General features: G+C 28.1%; 15 protein-coding genes and 1 pseudogene. 8 read left to right on the plus strand and 8 right to left on the minus strand.

Going from position 1 to position 18,442, the window contains the following annotated elements; translation table 11 throughout:
* A pseudogene (locus ACO409_RS06290) lies at positions 1-433 on the minus strand (ATP-binding cassette domain-containing protein); the annotation flags it as partial.
* Positions 434-589: 156 nt separating this feature from the next.
* Between ACO409_RS06290 and ACO409_RS06295 the strand changes: the two are divergent.
* From ACO409_RS06295 to recR, 8 genes are all read left to right on the plus strand, one after another.
* Entirely contained in the window at positions 590-1,366 is a 777-nt protein-coding gene (locus ACO409_RS06295; protein WP_485555850.1) for a histidinol-phosphatase, read from the plus strand.
* Between the two features lie 195 nt (positions 1,367-1,561).
* A complete protein-coding gene (locus ACO409_RS06300) occupies positions 1,562-2,062 on the plus strand; it encodes an NUDIX hydrolase (protein WP_485555852.1) in 501 nt (166 codons plus the stop codon).
* 77 nt (positions 2,063-2,139) lie between these two features.
* Positions 2,140-3,648 carry a magnesium transporter gene (gene mgtE / locus ACO409_RS06305; RefSeq protein WP_485555854.1) on the plus strand — a complete coding sequence of 503 codons (1,509 nt, stop codon included), beginning with the start codon at positions 2,140-2,142 and terminating at the stop codon, positions 3,646-3,648.
* 38 nt (positions 3,649-3,686) lie between these two features.
* A complete protein-coding gene (locus ACO409_RS06310; RefSeq protein WP_485555856.1) occupies positions 3,687-4,112 on the plus strand; it encodes a hypothetical protein in 426 nt (141 codons plus the stop codon).
* A 23-nt stretch (positions 4,113-4,135) separates the two neighbouring features.
* A complete protein-coding gene (locus ACO409_RS06315) occupies positions 4,136-5,365 on the plus strand; it encodes a DUF4272 domain-containing protein (RefSeq protein ID WP_485555858.1) in 1,230 nt (409 codons plus the stop codon).
* A 222-nt stretch (positions 5,366-5,587) separates the two neighbouring features.
* A complete protein-coding gene (gene pfkA / locus ACO409_RS06320) occupies positions 5,588-6,550 on the plus strand; it encodes a 6-phosphofructokinase (protein WP_485555860.1) in 963 nt (320 codons plus the stop codon).
* Between the two features lie 152 nt (positions 6,551-6,702).
* Positions 6,703-8,130, plus strand: a complete 1,428-nt coding sequence (pykF, locus tag ACO409_RS06325; RefSeq protein WP_485555862.1) for a pyruvate kinase PykF — start codon at positions 6,703-6,705, stop codon at positions 8,128-8,130.
* A 112-nt stretch (positions 8,131-8,242) separates the two neighbouring features.
* Positions 8,243-8,839 carry a recombination mediator RecR gene (gene recR / locus ACO409_RS06330; protein WP_485555864.1) on the plus strand — a complete coding sequence of 199 codons (597 nt, stop codon included), beginning with the start codon at positions 8,243-8,245 and terminating at the stop codon, positions 8,837-8,839.
* 153 nt (positions 8,840-8,992) lie between these two features.
* Here the strand turns inward: recR and ACO409_RS06335 are convergent, their stop codons facing one another.
* From ACO409_RS06335 to ACO409_RS06365, 7 genes are all read right to left on the minus strand, one after another.
* On the minus strand, positions 8,993-10,030 hold the full coding sequence (locus ACO409_RS06335) for a UbiA family prenyltransferase (RefSeq protein WP_485555866.1): 1,038 nt from the start codon (positions 10,028-10,030) through the stop codon (positions 8,993-8,995).
* Between the two features lie 37 nt (positions 10,031-10,067).
* Entirely contained in the window at positions 10,068-10,451 is a 384-nt protein-coding gene (locus ACO409_RS06340; RefSeq protein ID WP_485555868.1) for a hypothetical protein, read from the minus strand.
* Between the two features lie 26 nt (positions 10,452-10,477).
* Positions 10,478-12,013 (minus strand): AMP-binding protein, encoded by a 1,536-nt coding sequence (locus ACO409_RS06345; protein ID WP_485555870.1) that lies wholly within the window; start codon positions 12,011-12,013, stop codon positions 10,478-10,480.
* An 18-nt stretch (positions 12,014-12,031) separates the two neighbouring features.
* Entirely contained in the window at positions 12,032-13,066 is a 1,035-nt protein-coding gene (locus ACO409_RS06350) for a GNAT family N-acetyltransferase (RefSeq protein WP_485555872.1), read from the minus strand.
* A gap of 25 nt (positions 13,067-13,091) precedes the next feature.
* Positions 13,092-14,423, minus strand: a complete 1,332-nt coding sequence (locus tag ACO409_RS06355; RefSeq protein ID WP_485555874.1) for a diacylglycerol/polyprenol kinase family protein — start codon at positions 14,421-14,423, stop codon at positions 13,092-13,094.
* Entirely contained in the window at positions 14,410-15,552 is a 1,143-nt protein-coding gene (locus tag ACO409_RS06360; RefSeq protein ID WP_485555876.1) for a BtaA family protein, read from the minus strand. The genes ACO409_RS06355 and ACO409_RS06360 overlap by 14 nt, the downstream gene beginning before the upstream one ends.
* Positions 15,553-15,651: 99 nt before the next feature.
* Positions 15,652-18,354 carry a PEP/pyruvate-binding domain-containing protein gene (locus ACO409_RS06365; protein ID WP_485555878.1) on the minus strand — a complete coding sequence of 901 codons (2,703 nt, stop codon included), beginning with the start codon at positions 18,352-18,354 and terminating at the stop codon, positions 15,652-15,654.
* Positions 18,355-18,442: the final 88 nt, after the last annotated feature.

The raw sequence follows: 18,442 nt of genomic DNA on the forward strand, positions 1-18,442 counted from the left end.
GATCTCCAAGTCCAATTAAAAATTTTTCGGCATTTGTTTCAGCTTCCCAGCCATCTAATTCTGCAAATTCTCCCTCAAGTTCAGCTGCTAAATTTCCGTCTTCTTCTGTAAATTCAGTTTTTGCATATAATGCATTTTTTTGCAGCATAATATCATATAATTTTGCATGTCCCATCATTACTACATTTAGCACTTCTTCATCTTCATAAGCAAAGTGATCCTGTTTTAAAAATGAGACTCTTTTGTTTTTTTCTATAATAACTTCTCCTGAAGTAGAATCAAGTTCTCCAGTTAGAACTTTTAAAAATGTTGATTTTCCAGCTCCGTTTGGTCCAATAATACCATAACAGTTTCCTTCTGTAAATTTTATATTTACTTCATCAAAAAGTTTCCGTCCACCAAACTGGACAGATAAATTACTTGTTGAAATCAAAAAATTTCCTCCTTAAATATTTATATTTTACTTACATTATATCAAAAATTTTTGCTAAAAACAAAATAAATTTATTTAAAACCTTTATTTTTTTCAAAATAATTGGTAAAATATATAAAAGGAAAAATTTTTAAAAATACAGAATGGGGAAAACTTATGAATAAAACAAATTTTCATACTCACAATTATAGGTGTGAACATGCTGTTGGAAATGTGGAAGATTATGTAAAAGTCGCAATCAGAGAAGGCTATACCGAACTTGGAATATCAGACCACGCTCCAATGCCTGAATATTATGAAGATAACCGAATGAAAGAAGAAGATTTTAGTGGATATATAAAGGAAATTGAAGATGCACAGAAAAAATATGGAGATAAAATTAAAATTTATAAATCATTGGAAATAGAATATTTTCCAGAGCTTCTTGAAAAATATGATAAATACAGGGAAAAATTGGATTATCTTGTTTTAGGGATGCATATTTTTAGAAAATCTGGAGATAATAAAAATTACAGTTCATGGAAAATAAAAACAGGTGAAGATGTCATAAGTTATGCCGAATACATGGTTGAAGCAATAGAAAGTCAAAAATTTGACTACATTGCACATCCAGACTTGTACATGGTAAATTATAGAACTTGGGATGAAAGTTGTAAAAAAGCTGCACATATTATTTCTAAAGCTGCCCAAAAAATGAATGTACCGCTTGAAGTAAATGCAAATGGAATAAGAAAATCATTTGAAAGACATCCAGACTGGGATAGATATATGTATCCGTATAAGGAATTTTGGGAAATTGTAAAACAGTATGATGTTAGAGCAATAATTGGATCGGATACGCACAATTTTAAAAGGATGGAAGACAGAGAAATGGAAATTGCAAGAGAATTTGCAAAGGAAATTGGATTAAATGTGATTGAGAGTATTTTTTAAACTTAGTTTTATTCTGAAACTATATAAATTTAGTTTAATAAAATAAATATTCTGGATCAAGGAGTCCTAATTCTTGTAAAAATAAAAAAGATTTAGGCTACCAGACAGGTTTATTATGAATTTTAAAAGTAATGAAAATAAAAAATTATAAGGAAAGGAGTGTGTGATATTTTATTTATCATGCAACAAATAAAAATGGATAACAGTTTTAAATTTTTAAAAGGGGCAAAAATGATACATCCAACGACGGGAATAACTTTGGAGTATTTGGATAAATCTAATGCAGTATGTTTTGTCTTGTTTAATGAAACTAAAGAAAAGGCAATATTAGTAAAGCAATTTCGTCCAGGTCCAAAAGATTATACTTTGGAAGTTTGTGCCGGGTTAATTGATGGTGATGAAGATCCTAGAACAGCAGCTTTTAGGGAACTGCGAGAAGAAACTGGATATTTGGAAAAGGATATTTTAGATGTGGAAGAATTGCCAAAAGGGCTTTATGTATCGCCTGGATATACTACAGAAAATCTGTATTTTTTTAGCGGAAGATTAAAATCGGATGACATTAAACCGATTGCACAGTCACTAGATCGCGGAGAAGATGTGAAAGTAGTTTGGGTTGATGTAAAAGATATTATAAAACTTTCAAATGATATGAAAACAATACTTGCAGCAACTTATTTTTCAGGAAAAAATTAAAAATCAAAAGTTAGTAAAATGTGTTTAAATGTGAAAATAAAAAATAAAAAGGTGAAAATTATAGAAAGGGGGAATTAATGACTCAAAATAATAAAGTAAATTTAGATGAAAAAAATACTGACATTAATGCTAACATTAAAGAACCAATTCAGGAGGAAATAACTCAACAGGATGTTGAAAAATTAAAAGATGAAATCAGAAGTCGTATATCTGATGACGATGTTAAAGATTTTGAAGAAGCTGAGGAAGTGTCGCCTGAAGAAATGGCTGAAGAAATTCAAAAAATTGAAACAGAAAAAGAACTGGAAGAATATTTTGAAGATAATCATTCGATTGATATTGCAGAAAGTTTTGAAGAACTGGATGATGATGAACTTTTAAGGGTGTTTAATCTTTTGAATGATGAAAACAAAGCTAGTGTTTTGGAACAGGCAGATGAAGAATTACAGACAAGGATTATAGATTTACTTTCAGATGAGGAAGATATAGATATTTTAGGGTATATGTCACCAGATGACGTTGTAGATATTTTAGGATACATTGATATTCAAAAAAGTAAATCAATTCTTGATAAAATGAAACGTTCACAAGCAAACAAGTTTCGTGAATTATTAGGTTACGAGGAAGATACAGCTGGAGGGATTATGACAACCCAGTACATTGCATTTAAACAAAATTTGGAAATAAAAGATGTAATGGCTAAGTTAAAAATTATTGCTCCAAAAACAGAAGTAATTGAAACAATTTTTGTTACAAATGAAAGAAAAGAACTGGTGGGAGAAGCAGATTTGAGAGATATACTGATCTCTTCGGAAGAAACAAAACTTGAAAAAATAATGGATGAAAATATAAAATATGTCTATGTTGAAGAAGATCAGGAAGAAGTTGCAAGAATAGTATCAAAATACGATTTGCGTGTAATACCAGTTATTAATCATAAAAAGAATATACTTGGAATTATAACAGTAGATGACATTATTGATGTAATTCAGGAAGAAAATACTGAGGATATTTTGAAATTAGGGGGAGTTTCAGAAGAAGAAGATATTAATTCACCATTTTTGTTTTCTGTCAAGCAGAGATTGCCTTGGTTAGTTATAAATCTTGCAACGGCATTTCTTGCATCCTTTGTAATTGGATTATTTTCCAATACAGTTGAAAAAGTAGTTATTTTATCCTCAATAATGACAATAATTAGCGGAATGGGTGGAAATGCTGGAACCCAAGCCTTATCCGTAACGATTCGTGCGTTAGCATTAGGAGAAGTTGATTTGAAAGACACGCTTGGAATAATTTGGAAAACGTTGTTAATTGGAACAATAAATGGAGCAATTTTAGGATTGTTGTGTGGAGGGATCCTATGGGTGCTTTACGGAAACTTTTATATGGGATTAATAGTATTTTTGGCAATGATTGGAAACCTTGTGATTGCATGTATGATTGGATTTTTGATACCAGTAACGTTAAAAGCATTAAAAATTGATCCAGCAATGGCTTCAGCTGTTATATTAACAACAGCAACAGACTGCTTTGGGTTTTTGATATTTTTAAGTTTAGCAACAATATTTTTAAATAAATTGACTTGATATTTTGCTAAAAGATAAAAATTTGAAGGGAGGAAATTATGCAAATCAATTTGCCATTACCTACACTAATATTAATTTTATACATAGTTTATGTGATTTTTTCTATAATTGTAAAAAAAATTAAATTCAATGCAGAAAATTTGGAGGAATTGGACGGAGAATTTATATTTACTTTTATATCTAAGATAAAAAAAAAACAGATATATTTTAATATTAACGAAGTAAAACTTTGTGTCTTAACAAGAATTTTTATTCGTCAAGGAACTTTTAAGACAATAAATTTCAGTATTCTTTTAAATGACGGATATAGCCTGAAATTAAGAAAAAAAAGAGAGTGCTTATTATTTTTAAAGGTATGTCGAGAAAAGAGAGTAGAACTTTATCAAAAAATTTTGAGTATGATACCTGCAGATATGACAGTTATTTCAATTTTAGAAAAGGAACTGGATAATTTTAAGCATTAAAAAATATGAAAGGAAATAATAAAATGGATCTATGGAAGTTATTCAAAAGAAAGAAAAAAATAAAAACTGGAATATGTTTTTCAGCTGAAAAATCAGTCGAGGAACTTTTAAAAAACTTTTTGGAAACTTATGCTGATAGAATTGACACAGTTATTGTAGAAAACGGGGAAAAATTAACTAAGGACACAAAAAAGTTTTATCTTGAATTAAAAAATGGAAGAAAAATAGAAGTATTAGTAAACCCAGATCGTAATTTTCTCTTAAAAAAACAAATTGAAACAGAAATTTTTTTGGAAAAGATAAATTCAGAAAGTTTTAGAAGTATAAAAGAGGAAAAATTCGCTAATTATAGCAGTTTACTTATAAATATGGAAGCCATGAATAAAGAAGAAGAGAAGAACGAAACAAAACTTATAGAAGAAATGGCAAATTTTTTAAAAGATTTTCATAAGTTTGCTATACAAAAAAAAATAAATCATTATCATTTTGGAAATAGAAGAATGGTTCAAAATGATGAAAAATGGGAAGTTTCAGATTTTATTCCACCACTTTCAGAAAAAATGTTTTTGGAATATGATCTAGAAATGACTGATAATGACATTGAAAGAATGAAAAAGAATATTAAAAAGATGAAAGAAAATAATCTTCCATATAACGAAAAGATGGAAGTGAATATATCTGAAAAAAATGTAAAAATACGTAAAAAATGGGATATTATAAGAAGAATTGTAGCAATAGTAATGACACGGCTTGCTGCAGAAACTTATCTTGAGAAAAAAGAAAATGGACAAAAAGAATTGGCGACAATTATTGATATCTTTGAAGAGAAATACCAGTTCAAACAAGTATTGACTGAACGTGAAAAAAAATATCTAGAAAATCCATCAAATGATAAAGATTTGAATATAGAATTTTATTTTATGTTGGAAGCTGCTAAGATGCTTCTTTGGGTATTATCAATTATTGATATAGAATTTGATGATTTTAATATATTTTGTGATATTTCCGTTCTTACTGATGGATTGAAGTACGATAATTTAAGATCTTTTGCCAGAAAATGTGAAATTCGTTCGCAAAATAAGATTTTAGATATGCTGGATTACACATATAGGTTAAATTGGGCAAATGTTGAAATAAAATTAAAAGGTTATGATAGAATTGTAAATGAAAGTATTATGTACTTTAGTAGACTTGCATTAGAATGGGCTGTTCAAGATGGAAAAAACATAGAAGAAATTATTATTCATACGTAAATAATATAAAAAAAAATAAAACAAATTAAAATTTATTTTAAAAATAATTTTACTGTGAAAAAATCTAAAAAATAATGAAAAATACGGCTTTAGTCAAAATAATTTTAAAAATTAATTGACAACGGATTTCAAAAATGATAATATAAAAATGTAAAGATTGAAATTAATTGTGAAATTAGTTTTTTGAATGATTGTAAATGTCATAGAAGGAGAAAAAGTACGATGAAAAAAATCGCAATTTTAACAAGTGGAGGAGATTCACAAGGGATGAATACAGCGATAAGAGCTGTGACAAAAGCTGCCATTAACAAAGGAATGGAAGTTTATGGTATAAAAAGAGGATACAAAGGTATGCTTGAAGATCAAATTGCTCCATTAACATTATTAGATGTAAGTGGAATTGCTGATAGAGGAGGAACAATTTTATTATCAGCAAGATTGCCTGAATTTAAAGATCCTGAAGTTAGGGCAAAAGCAGCAGCTAATCTAAAAAAATATGGAATTGATGGATTAGTTGTAATCGGTGGAGATGGATCATTCCATGGGGCACATTACTTATATGAAGAACACGGAATCAAAGCAATCGGAATTCCGGGAACTATTGATAATGATATAGCTGGAACTGATTATACAGTTGGTTATGACACAGCATTAAATATTATATTAGATGCAATTTCAAAATTAAAAGATACTGCTACTTCTCACGAAAGAACATATTTAGTAGAAGTAATGGGAAGAAATTGTGGAGATTTAGCTCTTTATTCTGCAATAGCAGGTGGAGCAAGTGGAGTTATGATTCCTGAAACTGAAAGTTCAATTGATGACATAGCTGAAGTTATTAAAAAAAGACGTGCTGAAGGTAAATTATATGATATAATTGTTGTTGCTGAAGGTGTAGGAAATGTCGTTCAACTTAAAGAAGAATTATCAAAACGAGTGAACACAAGTATCAGAGTTACAATTTTGGGACATACTCAAAGAGGTGGAGCTCCAACAGCATTTGACAGAATTTTGGCAACAAGATTAGCAGTAAGAGCAGTTGAATTAATTGAAGAAGGAAAAGGTGGATTAATGGTTGGAATTCAAAGTGAAGAAGTGACAACTCATAAATTATCTTATGCTTGGGAAAATTATTCAAAGGCTTCATCAGCTGATTATGCAATTGCAAATATGTTATCATTGTAATTTGATAAAATTTAGCAAGGAATTATAAGTTTTCTTGCAAATAATAAATTGTTTTTTTCAAAAAAATGAACATTTCTACTTTGTAAGAAGTGGGGATTCATTGATAATTATTTAAGATAATAAAAATTTTAAATTAAATTCTAGGAGGAAAAATGAAAATTAAAATGACTAAAGTTGTTTGTACCATTGGTCCAAAAACTGAAAGTGTTGAAATGTTGACAAAATTAGTAGAAAGCGGAATGAACGTAATGAGATTAAACTTTTCTCATGGTGATTTTGAAGAACATGGACAAAGAATTAAAAATATTAGAGAAGTTATGAAAAAAACTGGTAAAGAAATAGGAATTTTACTAGATACTAAAGGTCCTGAAATCAGAACAGGAAAATTAGAAAATAAACAAGATGTATTACTAGAAACTGGTAAAAAAGTAATTATGACAACAGATTATACTTTTGTTGGAAATGCTAGTAAATTTGCAGTTTCATATCCTGGAATCGTAGATGACTTAAAAATTGGAAGTACAGTTTTATTAGATGACGGTTTAGTTGGATTAAAAGTTGAAGCTATTAACAAAGAAGCAGGAGAAGTTGAATGTGTTGTTACAAATACAGGTGAATTAGGAGAAACAAAAGGTGTAAACTTACCAGATGTTTCAGTTGGATTACCTGCATTAGCTGCAAAAGATATTGCTGACTTGAAATTTGGTTGTGAACAAGGTGTTGACTTTGTAGCAGCTTCATTTATAAGAAAAGCTTCTGACGTTGCTGAAGTAAGAAAAGTGTTAGATGACAACGGTGGAAAAAATATTCAAATTATTCCTAAAATTGAAAGCCAAGAAGGTGTTGACAACTTTGACGAAATTTTGGAATTAAGTGATGGAATCATGGTAGCAAGAGGAGATTTAGGAGTAGAAGTTCCTGCGGAAGAAGTTCCTTTCATGCAAAAAATGATGATCAGAAAATGTAACAAAGCTGGAAAACCAGTTATTACAGCAACTCAAATGTTAGATTCGATGATTAGAAACCCAAGACCTACAAGAGCAGAAGCAGGAGACGTTGCTAATGCTATCTTAGATGGTACTGATGCAGTTATGTTATCAGGAGAATCTGCAAAAGGTAAATATCCAGTAGAAGCTGTTAAAATGATGGCTACTATTTCAAAAAGAACAGATGAATTTAAGAAATTCAAAACTGTTGAAACTCCAGCTGGATCAGAAATTTCTGTTACAGAAGCAATTTCAAGTGGTGCAGTAAGTACTACACAATCATTGGATGCTAAATTAATCGTATGTTGGACAAAGACAGGAAGATCTCCTAAGATGATTAGAAAATATGGACCAACTGTACCTATAATTGCATTAACTGACAATGAACAAACTGCTAGACAATTAGCATTAGTAAGAGGAGTTAGAGCTTATGTAGAAAAAGGATTAGATAAAACTGATGACTTTTTTGCAAAAGCAAGAGAAATTGCAGCTAATCACGAAGAAGCTAAAAAAGGTGATTTAGTAGTATTAGTAACTGGAATTTCTAAAGAAGGAACAACTAATACATTTAGAGTAGAAAGAGTTGGAGAATAATTAAAATTAATTGTTTGACATTTTAATCATAAATAGTTTTACAAGGGAATGGTTTTATACCTTTCCCTTTTTTAAAATTACTTAAAATTAAAAAGGAGATTAAATAAAAGACATGAAAAAACTTGATGATTTAATTGATGTATTTGCAAAGTTGCCAGGAATTGGTAGAAAAAGTGCAGCAAGAATTGCATTTTATGTGCTTGACAGGAGTGAAGCAGAAGTTGACAAAATGTTGGGAATAATAAAGGATTCGCATACTAACATTAAGCATTGTAAAATTTGTGGAAATTTATCAGAAAATGAAATTTGTGAAATTTGTGATAATGAAAAAAGAGATAGAGAAGTAATTTGTGTTGTAGAAGGTGTAAGAGATGTAATTGCTTTTGAGAAGTCTGAAACATATAATGGTCTTTATCATGTTTTAGGTGGAAAAATTGATCCGTTAAATGGAATTACTATTGAAGATTTGAATTTAGGAAAGTTACTGGATAGGATAGATGGGAGTGTTAGAGAAGTTATTTTAGCTTTAAATCCTGATTTGGAGGGAGAAACAACAAGTCTTTATTTAACGAAATTTTTAAAGGCAAAAGATGTAAAAATCTCTAAAATTGCTAGCGGTATTCCAATGGGTGGAAATATTGAATATACTGATATGGCAACTCTTGGAAGATCCTTGGAAGGTAGAGTTAATGTGGATGATGAAAATTAAAATTATCTTAACAAAGTTCAGAAGTTGATATAAATACTCAAGCAATAATATAGTAAAATTTATTTACTCAAACCCTAAGTTTATATAATTTTTAATAGTTTAATTTTGAACGGATTTGAGAGTATTAAATAAAATATTGCCTGAGTATATTTTTTATTTTATTAAATTAAATATGAAATAAGGAAGAAGTCCCATGCTCATACCTGAAAAAATAATCCAAAGTCCCGACAGACTTTCCACAATTTTTCCCGATAAATTTTTTTTCAAAAATTTTATCATAAAATATATTGAAACTATCAGAATTACAAGCAATATTAATCCGCTTAATAAAAGATATTTTTCATAAGTATAAGAAAGCCCAAGAATGACAAGAAAATATTCGGCAGCAAAAAGTAAACTTAAAATTATTACAGCCTTTTTCTTTCCCCAAAGTTTGCTATATGTCTGTACACCATGTTCTTCTTCATCAGCTCTTCTAGTTTTTCTTCCAATTTCTAGAACGATTCCGTTTAGATAATTTAATGCAAAAAGAGGAATTAAGGCAATATCAATATTATGTCTATACCATTGCAATGCTCCAAATTTAAAAATATTTTCTGCTTCGTCTAACACTATACATTGTGTAGCATCTACAATAACGAGAGTAATAAAAATCATTATTACAACGTGAGATAAAGCATAAATTAAAATTCTTTTTGTAAGCCATTCCTTTATAAAAAATTCCTTTGTCATTAAAAACATATAAAACCATACTATTATCATAAAATATATAATTTTAAAATCTATAACATACGCAAGAATTATTTGTATAATAACAGTAGCAATTCCTATTTTTCCCAATGCTTTTAAAGTTACTACTCCCCTTTGGACAGGACGGTAAGCTCTGTATTTTAAGTCTTCTTCATAATCCTTAAATTCATCTGTAATTCTTAGTTGTAAGAAAAACATAAAAATTATGATAAATAAAGCAGCTATTTTATGCCATGGCATTGGCACTTTAATTTCTTTTGAAAAAATTTGATTAATAATTTTTGAATTATATAGTAATCCTGTATAGATATATCCTGATAAAGTAAAAATTAATACAAAAATTGAGTTTTTTCCTAATGGAAACCGTTCATTCAGATATATTTTGAAGTTTTTTATATTTTGGATTATTGATTTTTTTGAATTTATATTACTTTGGTTCATTTATTTCTCCTCTTACAATATTATATATAAATAGATTTTACTGACAATAGAAGTCAATCATGGAAAGTAAATATCCTGTATTACTGTCTACTGGTGTACTTTCAATAAAATCTTTAATTTTATACCTTAGTATTAATTTCTTTTCATTATATTGTTCACGCTTTTCAATAGTCATCGCTCTATCCAGAGAATGACTAAACGGACTTCCTGAACTTGCAATGACTTCTATAATTCCTCCTAAAAAATCAAAAAACAGTCCTCTTGCTTTAGAACGCATATGAGTCTGATACTTTTCATCGAGATATGACAAGTCTGCCTCACTCTTTTCTGCTGAAAGATAGAATCTTTTCAAAGCTCTTCTATCATATAATGAAAATAATTTTAATCCCTCCTGAATTAATTCTTTTGCTTCTGTTTTCATAAAATTTCCTTTCTGAATTTAAATTTTTAAAGTTTTTCAACTATCTCTTCCAGTCTTTTATAATCTGTCTTACTATTATGCCTCTTATCCATTGGAATTTCAGTTTCAATTATTTTAAATATTCCAAATTTTTCTTTTAATTCTTTAATTTCATTATCCTCAGACAAATATCCTTTAAATTCAGGATTTCTTTCAGCAAAAAGGTATAATTTATCATCTTTTGAAGTAAGGACAGATTTTTTCAAGTTTTTGCAAAATGAAAAGGCAGTTTCTACAGTGAAAGGATAATAAATGTTTTCTTCAATCTGTATTCTTCCTTTAACTCTTCCAAGCAGTACAAGTTGCCTTTTTTTGTTAATATATCCCATATCTCCTGTCCTATGCCAGATTTCATCAGGATTTTTTTCAACATTTAGGTAACCATTGACTACATTTTCTCCTTTTACAAGTATTTCACCTTTTAATTCTGAAGAATCTTTAACATTGTCTGATTTTTCTAGTTTTTCTATTTTAAGCTCTATTTCATTGACTATTTTTCCAGCTAGCAGTCCTTCTCCATTTTTCATATTTTCAATATCTTCTTTTGTTATATCTTCAAAATTTAATGATGATATTGGCTCAGCTTCCGAAGCTCCATATAAAGCTGTAATTTTTGCATTTGTAAAAACTTTTTTAATTTTTTCCATAAGGCTGTAAAAGACAGGAGCACCGCCTGTATATACCTTTTGAACATTTTCAAGCGTTATTTTTTCATCTTTGCAAAATTTTACGATATTTTCAAATATTGCAGGAGGGAGAATGACATTTTGAATATTATTTTCTATTATCTGTTTAACAATATTTTTAAAATTTGATTCTGCAGGTTTTTTCCAGTTTAAATCAGGAATAAAAGTAGTTGTTCCTGTGGCAATGTGGGAAAAAAGAAATATTGGGAATGAAGAATAAACCGATGTTTCCTTTTCAAATTTTATATTTTTTTCAAGTACATTATGCTGCCCCAGCAAAAATTTATGAGTTCTCATAATAACTTTAGGAAATCCAGTACTTCCACTTGTAAAGCTGATAAGAGCTGGTGTATCTTCTTCAATTTTTTCATAATTCTCAATTTTTTTATTTTCTTTTACTTGACAATTTTCATTTATTGAAAATTTTTCAGAGTATTCCATCACTTTAACATAATTAATTTTTTTTCCAATTTTTCTGATTCCTTTTAGAAAAAATCCCTTTAAAAGTGTCTTCCTGCTTCCAATTATCCCATCAGGCGAAATCATCTCACAGCATTTATTAATATGTTCAATTCCAGCATAAGGGTCAATAAATACAGCTTGTATTCCCATTTTAAATATTGCTGTCAAAATCAAGTAAAATTCCACTCCAATTGGAATAAAAACTACAATTTTATCTCCTTTTTTAAAATTTTTTTTTCTTAAATAGTCACATATATAATCTGATTTTTCATCTATTTGGGTAAAAGTAACTTTTTTGCCTGTATTCAAGTCAAATAAAGCTGTCTTATCTGGATACAGACTTCTTAATTCTTTTATTTTGTCAACTATTGTCATTTTTATACCGCCTTTTATTTAAAGTTCCTTTATAAACAAAGTATATCTTCTCAATTCATCTCCCAATAGCAATCCTATATTTTTAGATATATTTTTTTCATACATCAAAGCATAAATCACATTTTTATAACCTGATTTTTCCGCTTCCTTTACAAGTTCATCAATTAAGATATATCCCATTCCTTTTCCATTATATTTAGGAGAAACTGCAATCGTCTTAAGTATCATTGTTTCTATTTTTCCTTTATACTCAAGCTGTGCATAATCAGGTATTCCAAACACATAGCCAATTAATTCATCTTTGAGATAAAGCGTTTTAAAAAATTTTTTTTCAATTTTATCTTCGTATTTCATATACATTTTTATAAAAATTTCTCTTTCCAGTTCAGAATATAAAAAATTATTTTTAAATGCCTGAATTGTCAAGTCATAGACTTTATTTAACATTGTTATTATATCTTCATTTTCTGAAGATTTTACTTTTACATCCTTATAGTAATTCAATTTTTTTATTTTTTCAATTTTCTTAGATAGATTTTCCCTTTTAACAGGATTCATATTTTCCATTATTGTAGAAATATAATTGGCAAGAGGATTAAATCCAGTTTTTTGAAATAATTCCACATAATAGCCTTCATTCCAAGGTTCCATCAAGAATGGCTTTCTCTTTCCAGTTTTTGTCACATAACGATACGTATTCCAAGTAGTTCCATTCAAAGGCCCAATTATTATTTCAATCCCATCTTTTTTCAATTCTTCAAAAAGTTCATCAAATATTTTCTTTTCAAATTCTTCTTTTCTATATTTTTCAAAAATCATTACGTTTCCAATATAAGATGTTTTTTTCTCATTATAATCTGGTCGATTGTGCCACAAATTTAGGCTTCCTGCCATTTTTCCTGCTTTATCTTGAAAAACTATAATTTCTGATGGTCGTTCTATCTGAATTTTTGTTATTTCATTTTGAGAAATATCATTTTCTGTAACGTATTTTTTTAGATAATCGTTATTTATTTTTTTATTTTCTGTTATTGTATATCTTTTTATTTTCATATTTATATTTTCTCCTGTTTTAATCTTATAACATTCCTATTCCCAGTAATAACATTGAGCAAGCAAAAACAATTCCTGAAGTTAAAAATACTTTGCTTTCTCCACTAAGTTCATTTTCTTTTTCAAAAACATAAAAAATCTTCATGCATGTTTCGTAAATAAATATTCCACCAAATATAAGAACTGCTATTCCAGCTAACATTTTAAAATCCAGAATTCTTGACAAAATAAAATAATTTACCAAAAAGAAAATAGCTGCTTTAAATATACTTTCTATTAAAAAGTTCATTCTAAATGTTTCTCTGTAGATATTCCCAGCATTATCCCTTATTAAATTTATAATTCCAAAAAATAGTGAAAATGAAAAAATATAAATAAGAAACATTTTATTTTTATCTATTATTATACTTAATGCAAGCCACATTGATGTGGTAAATGCTATTGTTAAAAGCCCTTTTAGCGAATCTTTAACTTGTCCTTTGACTTTTGGAGTAAAATGATAATATCCAAGATACATTATTAATGGTGGAACACCCCATTTTATTCCACCTATAATCACAACGATGTAAAGGAAAAATAAACTTGCAGTTTGTGCAATTTTTGTAAGAGTAGTTTTTTTTCTATTTAATATTATAATTGTAAGAAGTATAACTATTACCCAAAGTTTATACATAAGTTCTTTTGCTGTTAAATATAAGTTTAATTGTAGAAATAAATATACGAAAAGTGGTACAAAAATATTATCCAGTCCATTCCACGAAATCATTTCTAAAATCATTGCAAGAATACTTAAAAGTAATGAAACAAGCACAATATTTATACTTTTAATGTTACTGAAAAATAAAAAGAAATTTATACAAATAAAATATGTTGTAAGAAAAAATGTTACAGATCCTTCTATTGATTTTGTTCCAAATCCCGTGTCAAACTTATATTTGCTATAAAATTCCCCAATAAGAGCTGCAAAAGCATCAGAAAACATAAGTATTATAAGTGGAAGGGAGTATATTATTTTATTTTCATTTGATACAATCCATAATCCTAAAATACTTATAATAAAGTATATATCCCCAAATGTTTTTCTATTTTTGGTTTCTAAAACTTTTCTAAATCCAGTTATTCTGTTTTTTATCAGCCTAATAGAAATAAGTATAACAAGAAAAATCACTCCAAGTATTATAACCGAACTTTTTTTCTCAAATATAAACGGAAGAGCTAGCCCTCCAAATCCCGAACCTATATGCAAAATTTTCCGTATAAGTTCTGAATTTAACGTTTCACTTTTTTCAAGTTTATTTAGCAAAAGAAAAAACATTATAAAACCAATAAAAACAAGTATCATCTTAGTTATTTCCATATTTTATCACCTTTTCAACTACAAAATCATTATAAAAAAACGTTTTATCCTTCTCATGAAGTTTTTTATCAAATTCTTTCATTCTTTGAAAATTTTTTTCAATATTATTTTTTTTATTTTCTGTACAATCTAATTTTTCTGAATTTCTTTCCACTATCAAGTTCCAGTATGCCAATATTGCACTATTATCAGCATTATCATAAATTTTTTTCATCAAATTTCTATAATTTTCCAAAGACATATATTCAAATATGTCACTTAAATTAAATTTATTTATTTTAAAATCTATTTCATCAAGATATTCTTCCACAGAATTTTGAACAATTTCCAATTTATGAAGATTTTTCTTAATATTTTCAAAATTTTCCTTTCTTAAAAAGTAAGGCAAGCAGTCTAAACGGTAATTTCCCATCATAATATAATGAATATAAGGATTTTCATAGCTGTCCAGCTCGCAAAGAGCATACCTGCTTCTTTCCTTCATTTCTTTGGAAATATCTTTTTCTGCATACCTAAAAAATTCCTTATCTCTTCCAAATTTTCCAACTACAGATTTAGAAAGAAATAACTTAAACATCAGTTTCCATCTAAAATTATTCCAATGCTTATTATAATATTCCTTTCTTTCCTGTTTCGACTTTTTCTCAAAAAGCCCTTCCACTCTTTTTTTATTATGTATCAAAGGAAGTATTTTTTCCCTAAAAATTTTAAAGAATTTTTCAAATTTTCCAATATGAATCACCCCAGTTTCAATCGCTTTTCTATTAAGATCCCAATAATCTCTTACATCTTTATCAAGTTTTTCACGTATTTTATCATACATCCCAATTCTTTCAGCAGAATTTTTTACTCCCATAAATTCCAGCATTTTTTCATAATCAAAATTTTTAAAAATTTCCCTTTTAAGTTTAGCAAGAGCAATTTGGGGAAAACTCACATCAAGAGCCACCACTCTTTCAGGATTTTCAGTAAGCATCGAAAACACATTATCTCCTGCCGACAAAATCCCAAAGCATACATCTTTTTCACTAATATCAAGGCTTTCAAGCAATATTTCAGTATCCTCCCAGCATTGGGAATATCTTATCAATGAAAAATCAACTTTATTTTCCTTCACTTCACTTTTCAATTATGTACCTCCTAATTTGTTTGATATTTGTTGATTACTTATTTTTTTATAACAATCATTATCAATTTTTTAAATAATAGAAATTTTAATAAAAAAAATTTAGTCATTTAATTTCTTAATAATTCCCGTACTTCCATCAAATTGAACCAGATCCCCAGTTTTCAACATGGAAGTTGCTCCCAGCACTCCAACTATGGCAGGAATATTCATTTCACGTGAAATAATTGCACTATGGGATAGAAGGCTTCCTTTTTCCACGATAAGTCCCTTTAATAAAGGAAATACCATAACCCAGCTTGGATCAGTTGACTTTGTAACAACAATATCTCCCTCTTCAACTTCTGTACTCATAGGATTTAAAACAATTTTTACTTTTCCTTTTACTATTCCTTTACTGCATCCAGTCCCCTTCAAAGTATTTTCATCCACCTGAGAATTCCCTGTCAAATCCTCATATTCAAAATTTTCTCCCAAAAATCCTCTTGTTAAAAATCTGTCGGGAAGAATTGCTGAAGTTTCATACTTTCTATATTCTTCTTTTCTCAAATTTATAAGATTTTTTAAGTCAATGTCAATTATAGATCCATCTACAAGTCCAAAAATCTCATCAACAGTCAAATAAAATACATCTCTTTCATTATCAATAAGACAACTTTCTTTCAAATGTTCTCCCATTTTTTTCATAATTTTTCTTACCATTCCAAAAACTTTTGTCCGCTCATATCTCAAATTTTCCCTTAATCGTATAAATTTTTTTGCATAAAATACAGACTTTTTCAATATATATTTTTTTAAAGGATTTATTTTTAAGCTGCTATAAATTTTTTTCTGCTCTTCCAATATATTTCTTTTACTATGCTCCTGAACATCTTCTGCCATCGCAAGAGAATATATCATCTTAATCAGAAACATTGGCTCTTCTCTCAACATAAATGCTTCCAGCTTCAATTCATGAACTGTCCTGTCCCCAAATTTTTCCATATATTCATTCAAAGTAGAATTAAATTCTGCATTTTGAGTTAATTTAAATATTTCGACAAGTGATTTTTCGTTTTTGTTTATTATATTTCCTATTTCATCTTTTAAAGATTTGTCATTTTTTATCATAAGGCTCATTTTTTTTATATATTTCGATGGTTCAACACTAATCATGCTGTTCCCTTCTTGAGCAATAAGCGTGTTGTGTGTCTTTTCAAAATCATCTTTTATATATTTTTCAGCCATTTTTTTTGAAAGTCCAAACCAAACCATTACAAGAAAGTCATTTATAATAGGTATTTCCCAGTTTTTTAAAAATTTATTTTCAAGAAACTTGTAATATTTTTTCAGTTCTTTTATATTTTTATTACTTAAATCACTATTTTTGCCATTAAGATTTTCATCAATAATCTTATAAAATTTTTCAGCCTTTTTTTCAATAAGAAACATATTCATAAATAATGTAAATCCAGCCTTATATTTTTCCAGTTTATTTCTAAATTTTTCAAAGCCTGTCATTTTTCCTTCAGCTTCCAGCAAATTCTCATTCAGATTTTCTTCAGATAATTCCTTTTTTACCCCCATCATCTGTTCCATAAATTTACTATTGCCTTTAGAATTTGGAAACAGCATCAAAAGTTTATACCAGTTTATCAAGTTATAGTAAACCCGCCCTTTCAGTATTCCAAGCATATTATCATAAACATCCTGATAACTTTCCACAACTTTAGCAGGAACTCCCGTTATTTCTGAAAATCTTTTATAAACATCAGAATATGCCTTTCTTATAAAGCTGAATGTGAGTGGCAATGTAATTTCAGGATAGCTTTCTACAATATTGCTATTATCCCATATAATTGTATTAGTCATTTTTTTATTCGTATTTTTTAATGTTGTTATAGGTCTTGACTGCAATATATAAAGTTTTTCTGCCTCAAATGCCCATTCCATATCCTGCGGTTTTCCATAATATTTTTCAATATTTATGATATTTTCACCCAGTTTCATAATTTCATCATTATTTAAAACTTCATCTTCAATATTTATTTCTTCTATCTTTATTTTTTTATTTTCAAAATCTAAAACTTGTCTTATTTTTTTTGTTCTTATTTCCTTTTTGATTTCCTTTGTTTTTTTATTATATATAAAAAGATCTCCATTTTCATCTCCATCAACTATGCTTGTTCCCAGCCCAAAAGTTCCTGAAATTACAATTTCATCATGATCCCCATTAACAGGATTTACACTAAATCCAACTCCAGCCTTTTCAGAATTAATCATTTCCTGAATTATCACAGCCGGAACATTTACCTCATTATTTATTTTTCCCTCTTTCCTATATCTCATCACATGAGAAGAAAACGAAGATATCCAGACTTCCTTTATTTTTTCAATCATATTTTCTTTTCTCACATAAAGATACGTTTCAAACTGTCCAGCAAATGAAAAATTGCTGCTATCTTCCTCAACCGAAGAAGATCTGACAGCATAATAACTCCCATCTTTTACAATATTTTCAATCTCTATTTTAAATTCTTCCCTAATATTATGATTTTTTATAACTTTAACTATATTTTTAATTTTTTCTTCACTATTCCCCTCAAAAACACTATCCCAATCTGTTATTTTACTTTTACAATATTCTGTTATTTCATCCAGTATAACTTCCTTAAAATATCTATTAGTAATTACTGAAAAATACGGGACATTAAATCCATTGGCAGCAAGTTCAAGCAAATTTTGAGCCTTTTTACCAATTTTTTCCTCAAATGCACTATTTTCATCATGATTTTTTAACTCATCAATATTATAAATATATTTCATAATTTTTTCCTTTTCTAAAAAATTCTGTTTCTTGTTTACTATTATACTCTAAAAAAATTATTTTTTAAAGCTATATATGTATATTTTT

It is taken from the genome of Leptotrichia sp., from assembly GCF_057270615.1.

Bases quoted from the DNA above. Each gene is read 5' to 3' on its own strand.
- mgtE (WP_485555854.1), top strand. From the start codon at position 2,140: ATGACTCAAAATAATAAAGTAAATTTAGATGAAAAAAATACTGACATT.
- ACO409_RS06315 (WP_485555858.1), top strand. From the start codon at position 4,136: ATGGATCTATGGAAGTTATTCAAAAGAAAGAAAAAAATAAAAACTGGA.
- pykF (WP_485555862.1), top strand. From the start codon at position 6,703: ATGAAAATTAAAATGACTAAAGTTGTTTGTACCATTGGTCCAAAAACT.
- ACO409_RS06350 (WP_485555872.1), bottom strand. From the start codon at position 13,066: ATGAAAATAAAAAGATATACAATAACAGAAAATAAAAAAATAAATAAC.
- pfkA (WP_485555860.1), top strand. From the start codon at position 5,588: ATGAAAAAAATCGCAATTTTAACAAGTGGAGGAGATTCACAAGGGATG.
- ACO409_RS06355 (WP_485555874.1), bottom strand. From the start codon at position 14,423: ATGGAAATAACTAAGATGATACTTGTTTTTATTGGTTTTATAATGTTT.
- ACO409_RS06340 (WP_485555868.1), bottom strand. From the start codon at position 10,451: ATGAAAACAGAAGCAAAAGAATTAATTCAGGAGGGATTAAAATTATTT.
- ACO409_RS06310 (WP_485555856.1), top strand. From the start codon at position 3,687: ATGCAAATCAATTTGCCATTACCTACACTAATATTAATTTTATACATA.
- ACO409_RS06300 (WP_485555852.1), top strand. From the start codon at position 1,562: ATGGATAACAGTTTTAAATTTTTAAAAGGGGCAAAAATGATACATCCA.
- ACO409_RS06365 (WP_485555878.1), bottom strand. From the start codon at position 18,354: ATGAAATATATTTATAATATTGATGAGTTAAAAAATCATGATGAAAAT.
- ACO409_RS06335 (WP_485555866.1), bottom strand. From the start codon at position 10,030: ATGAACCAAAGTAATATAAATTCAAAAAAATCAATAATCCAAAATATA.
- ACO409_RS06295 (WP_485555850.1), top strand. From the start codon at position 590: ATGAATAAAACAAATTTTCATACTCACAATTATAGGTGTGAACATGCT.
- ACO409_RS06345 (WP_485555870.1), bottom strand. From the start codon at position 12,013: ATGACAATAGTTGACAAAATAAAAGAATTAAGAAGTCTGTATCCAGAT.
- recR (WP_485555864.1), top strand. From the start codon at position 8,243: ATGAAAAAACTTGATGATTTAATTGATGTATTTGCAAAGTTGCCAGGA.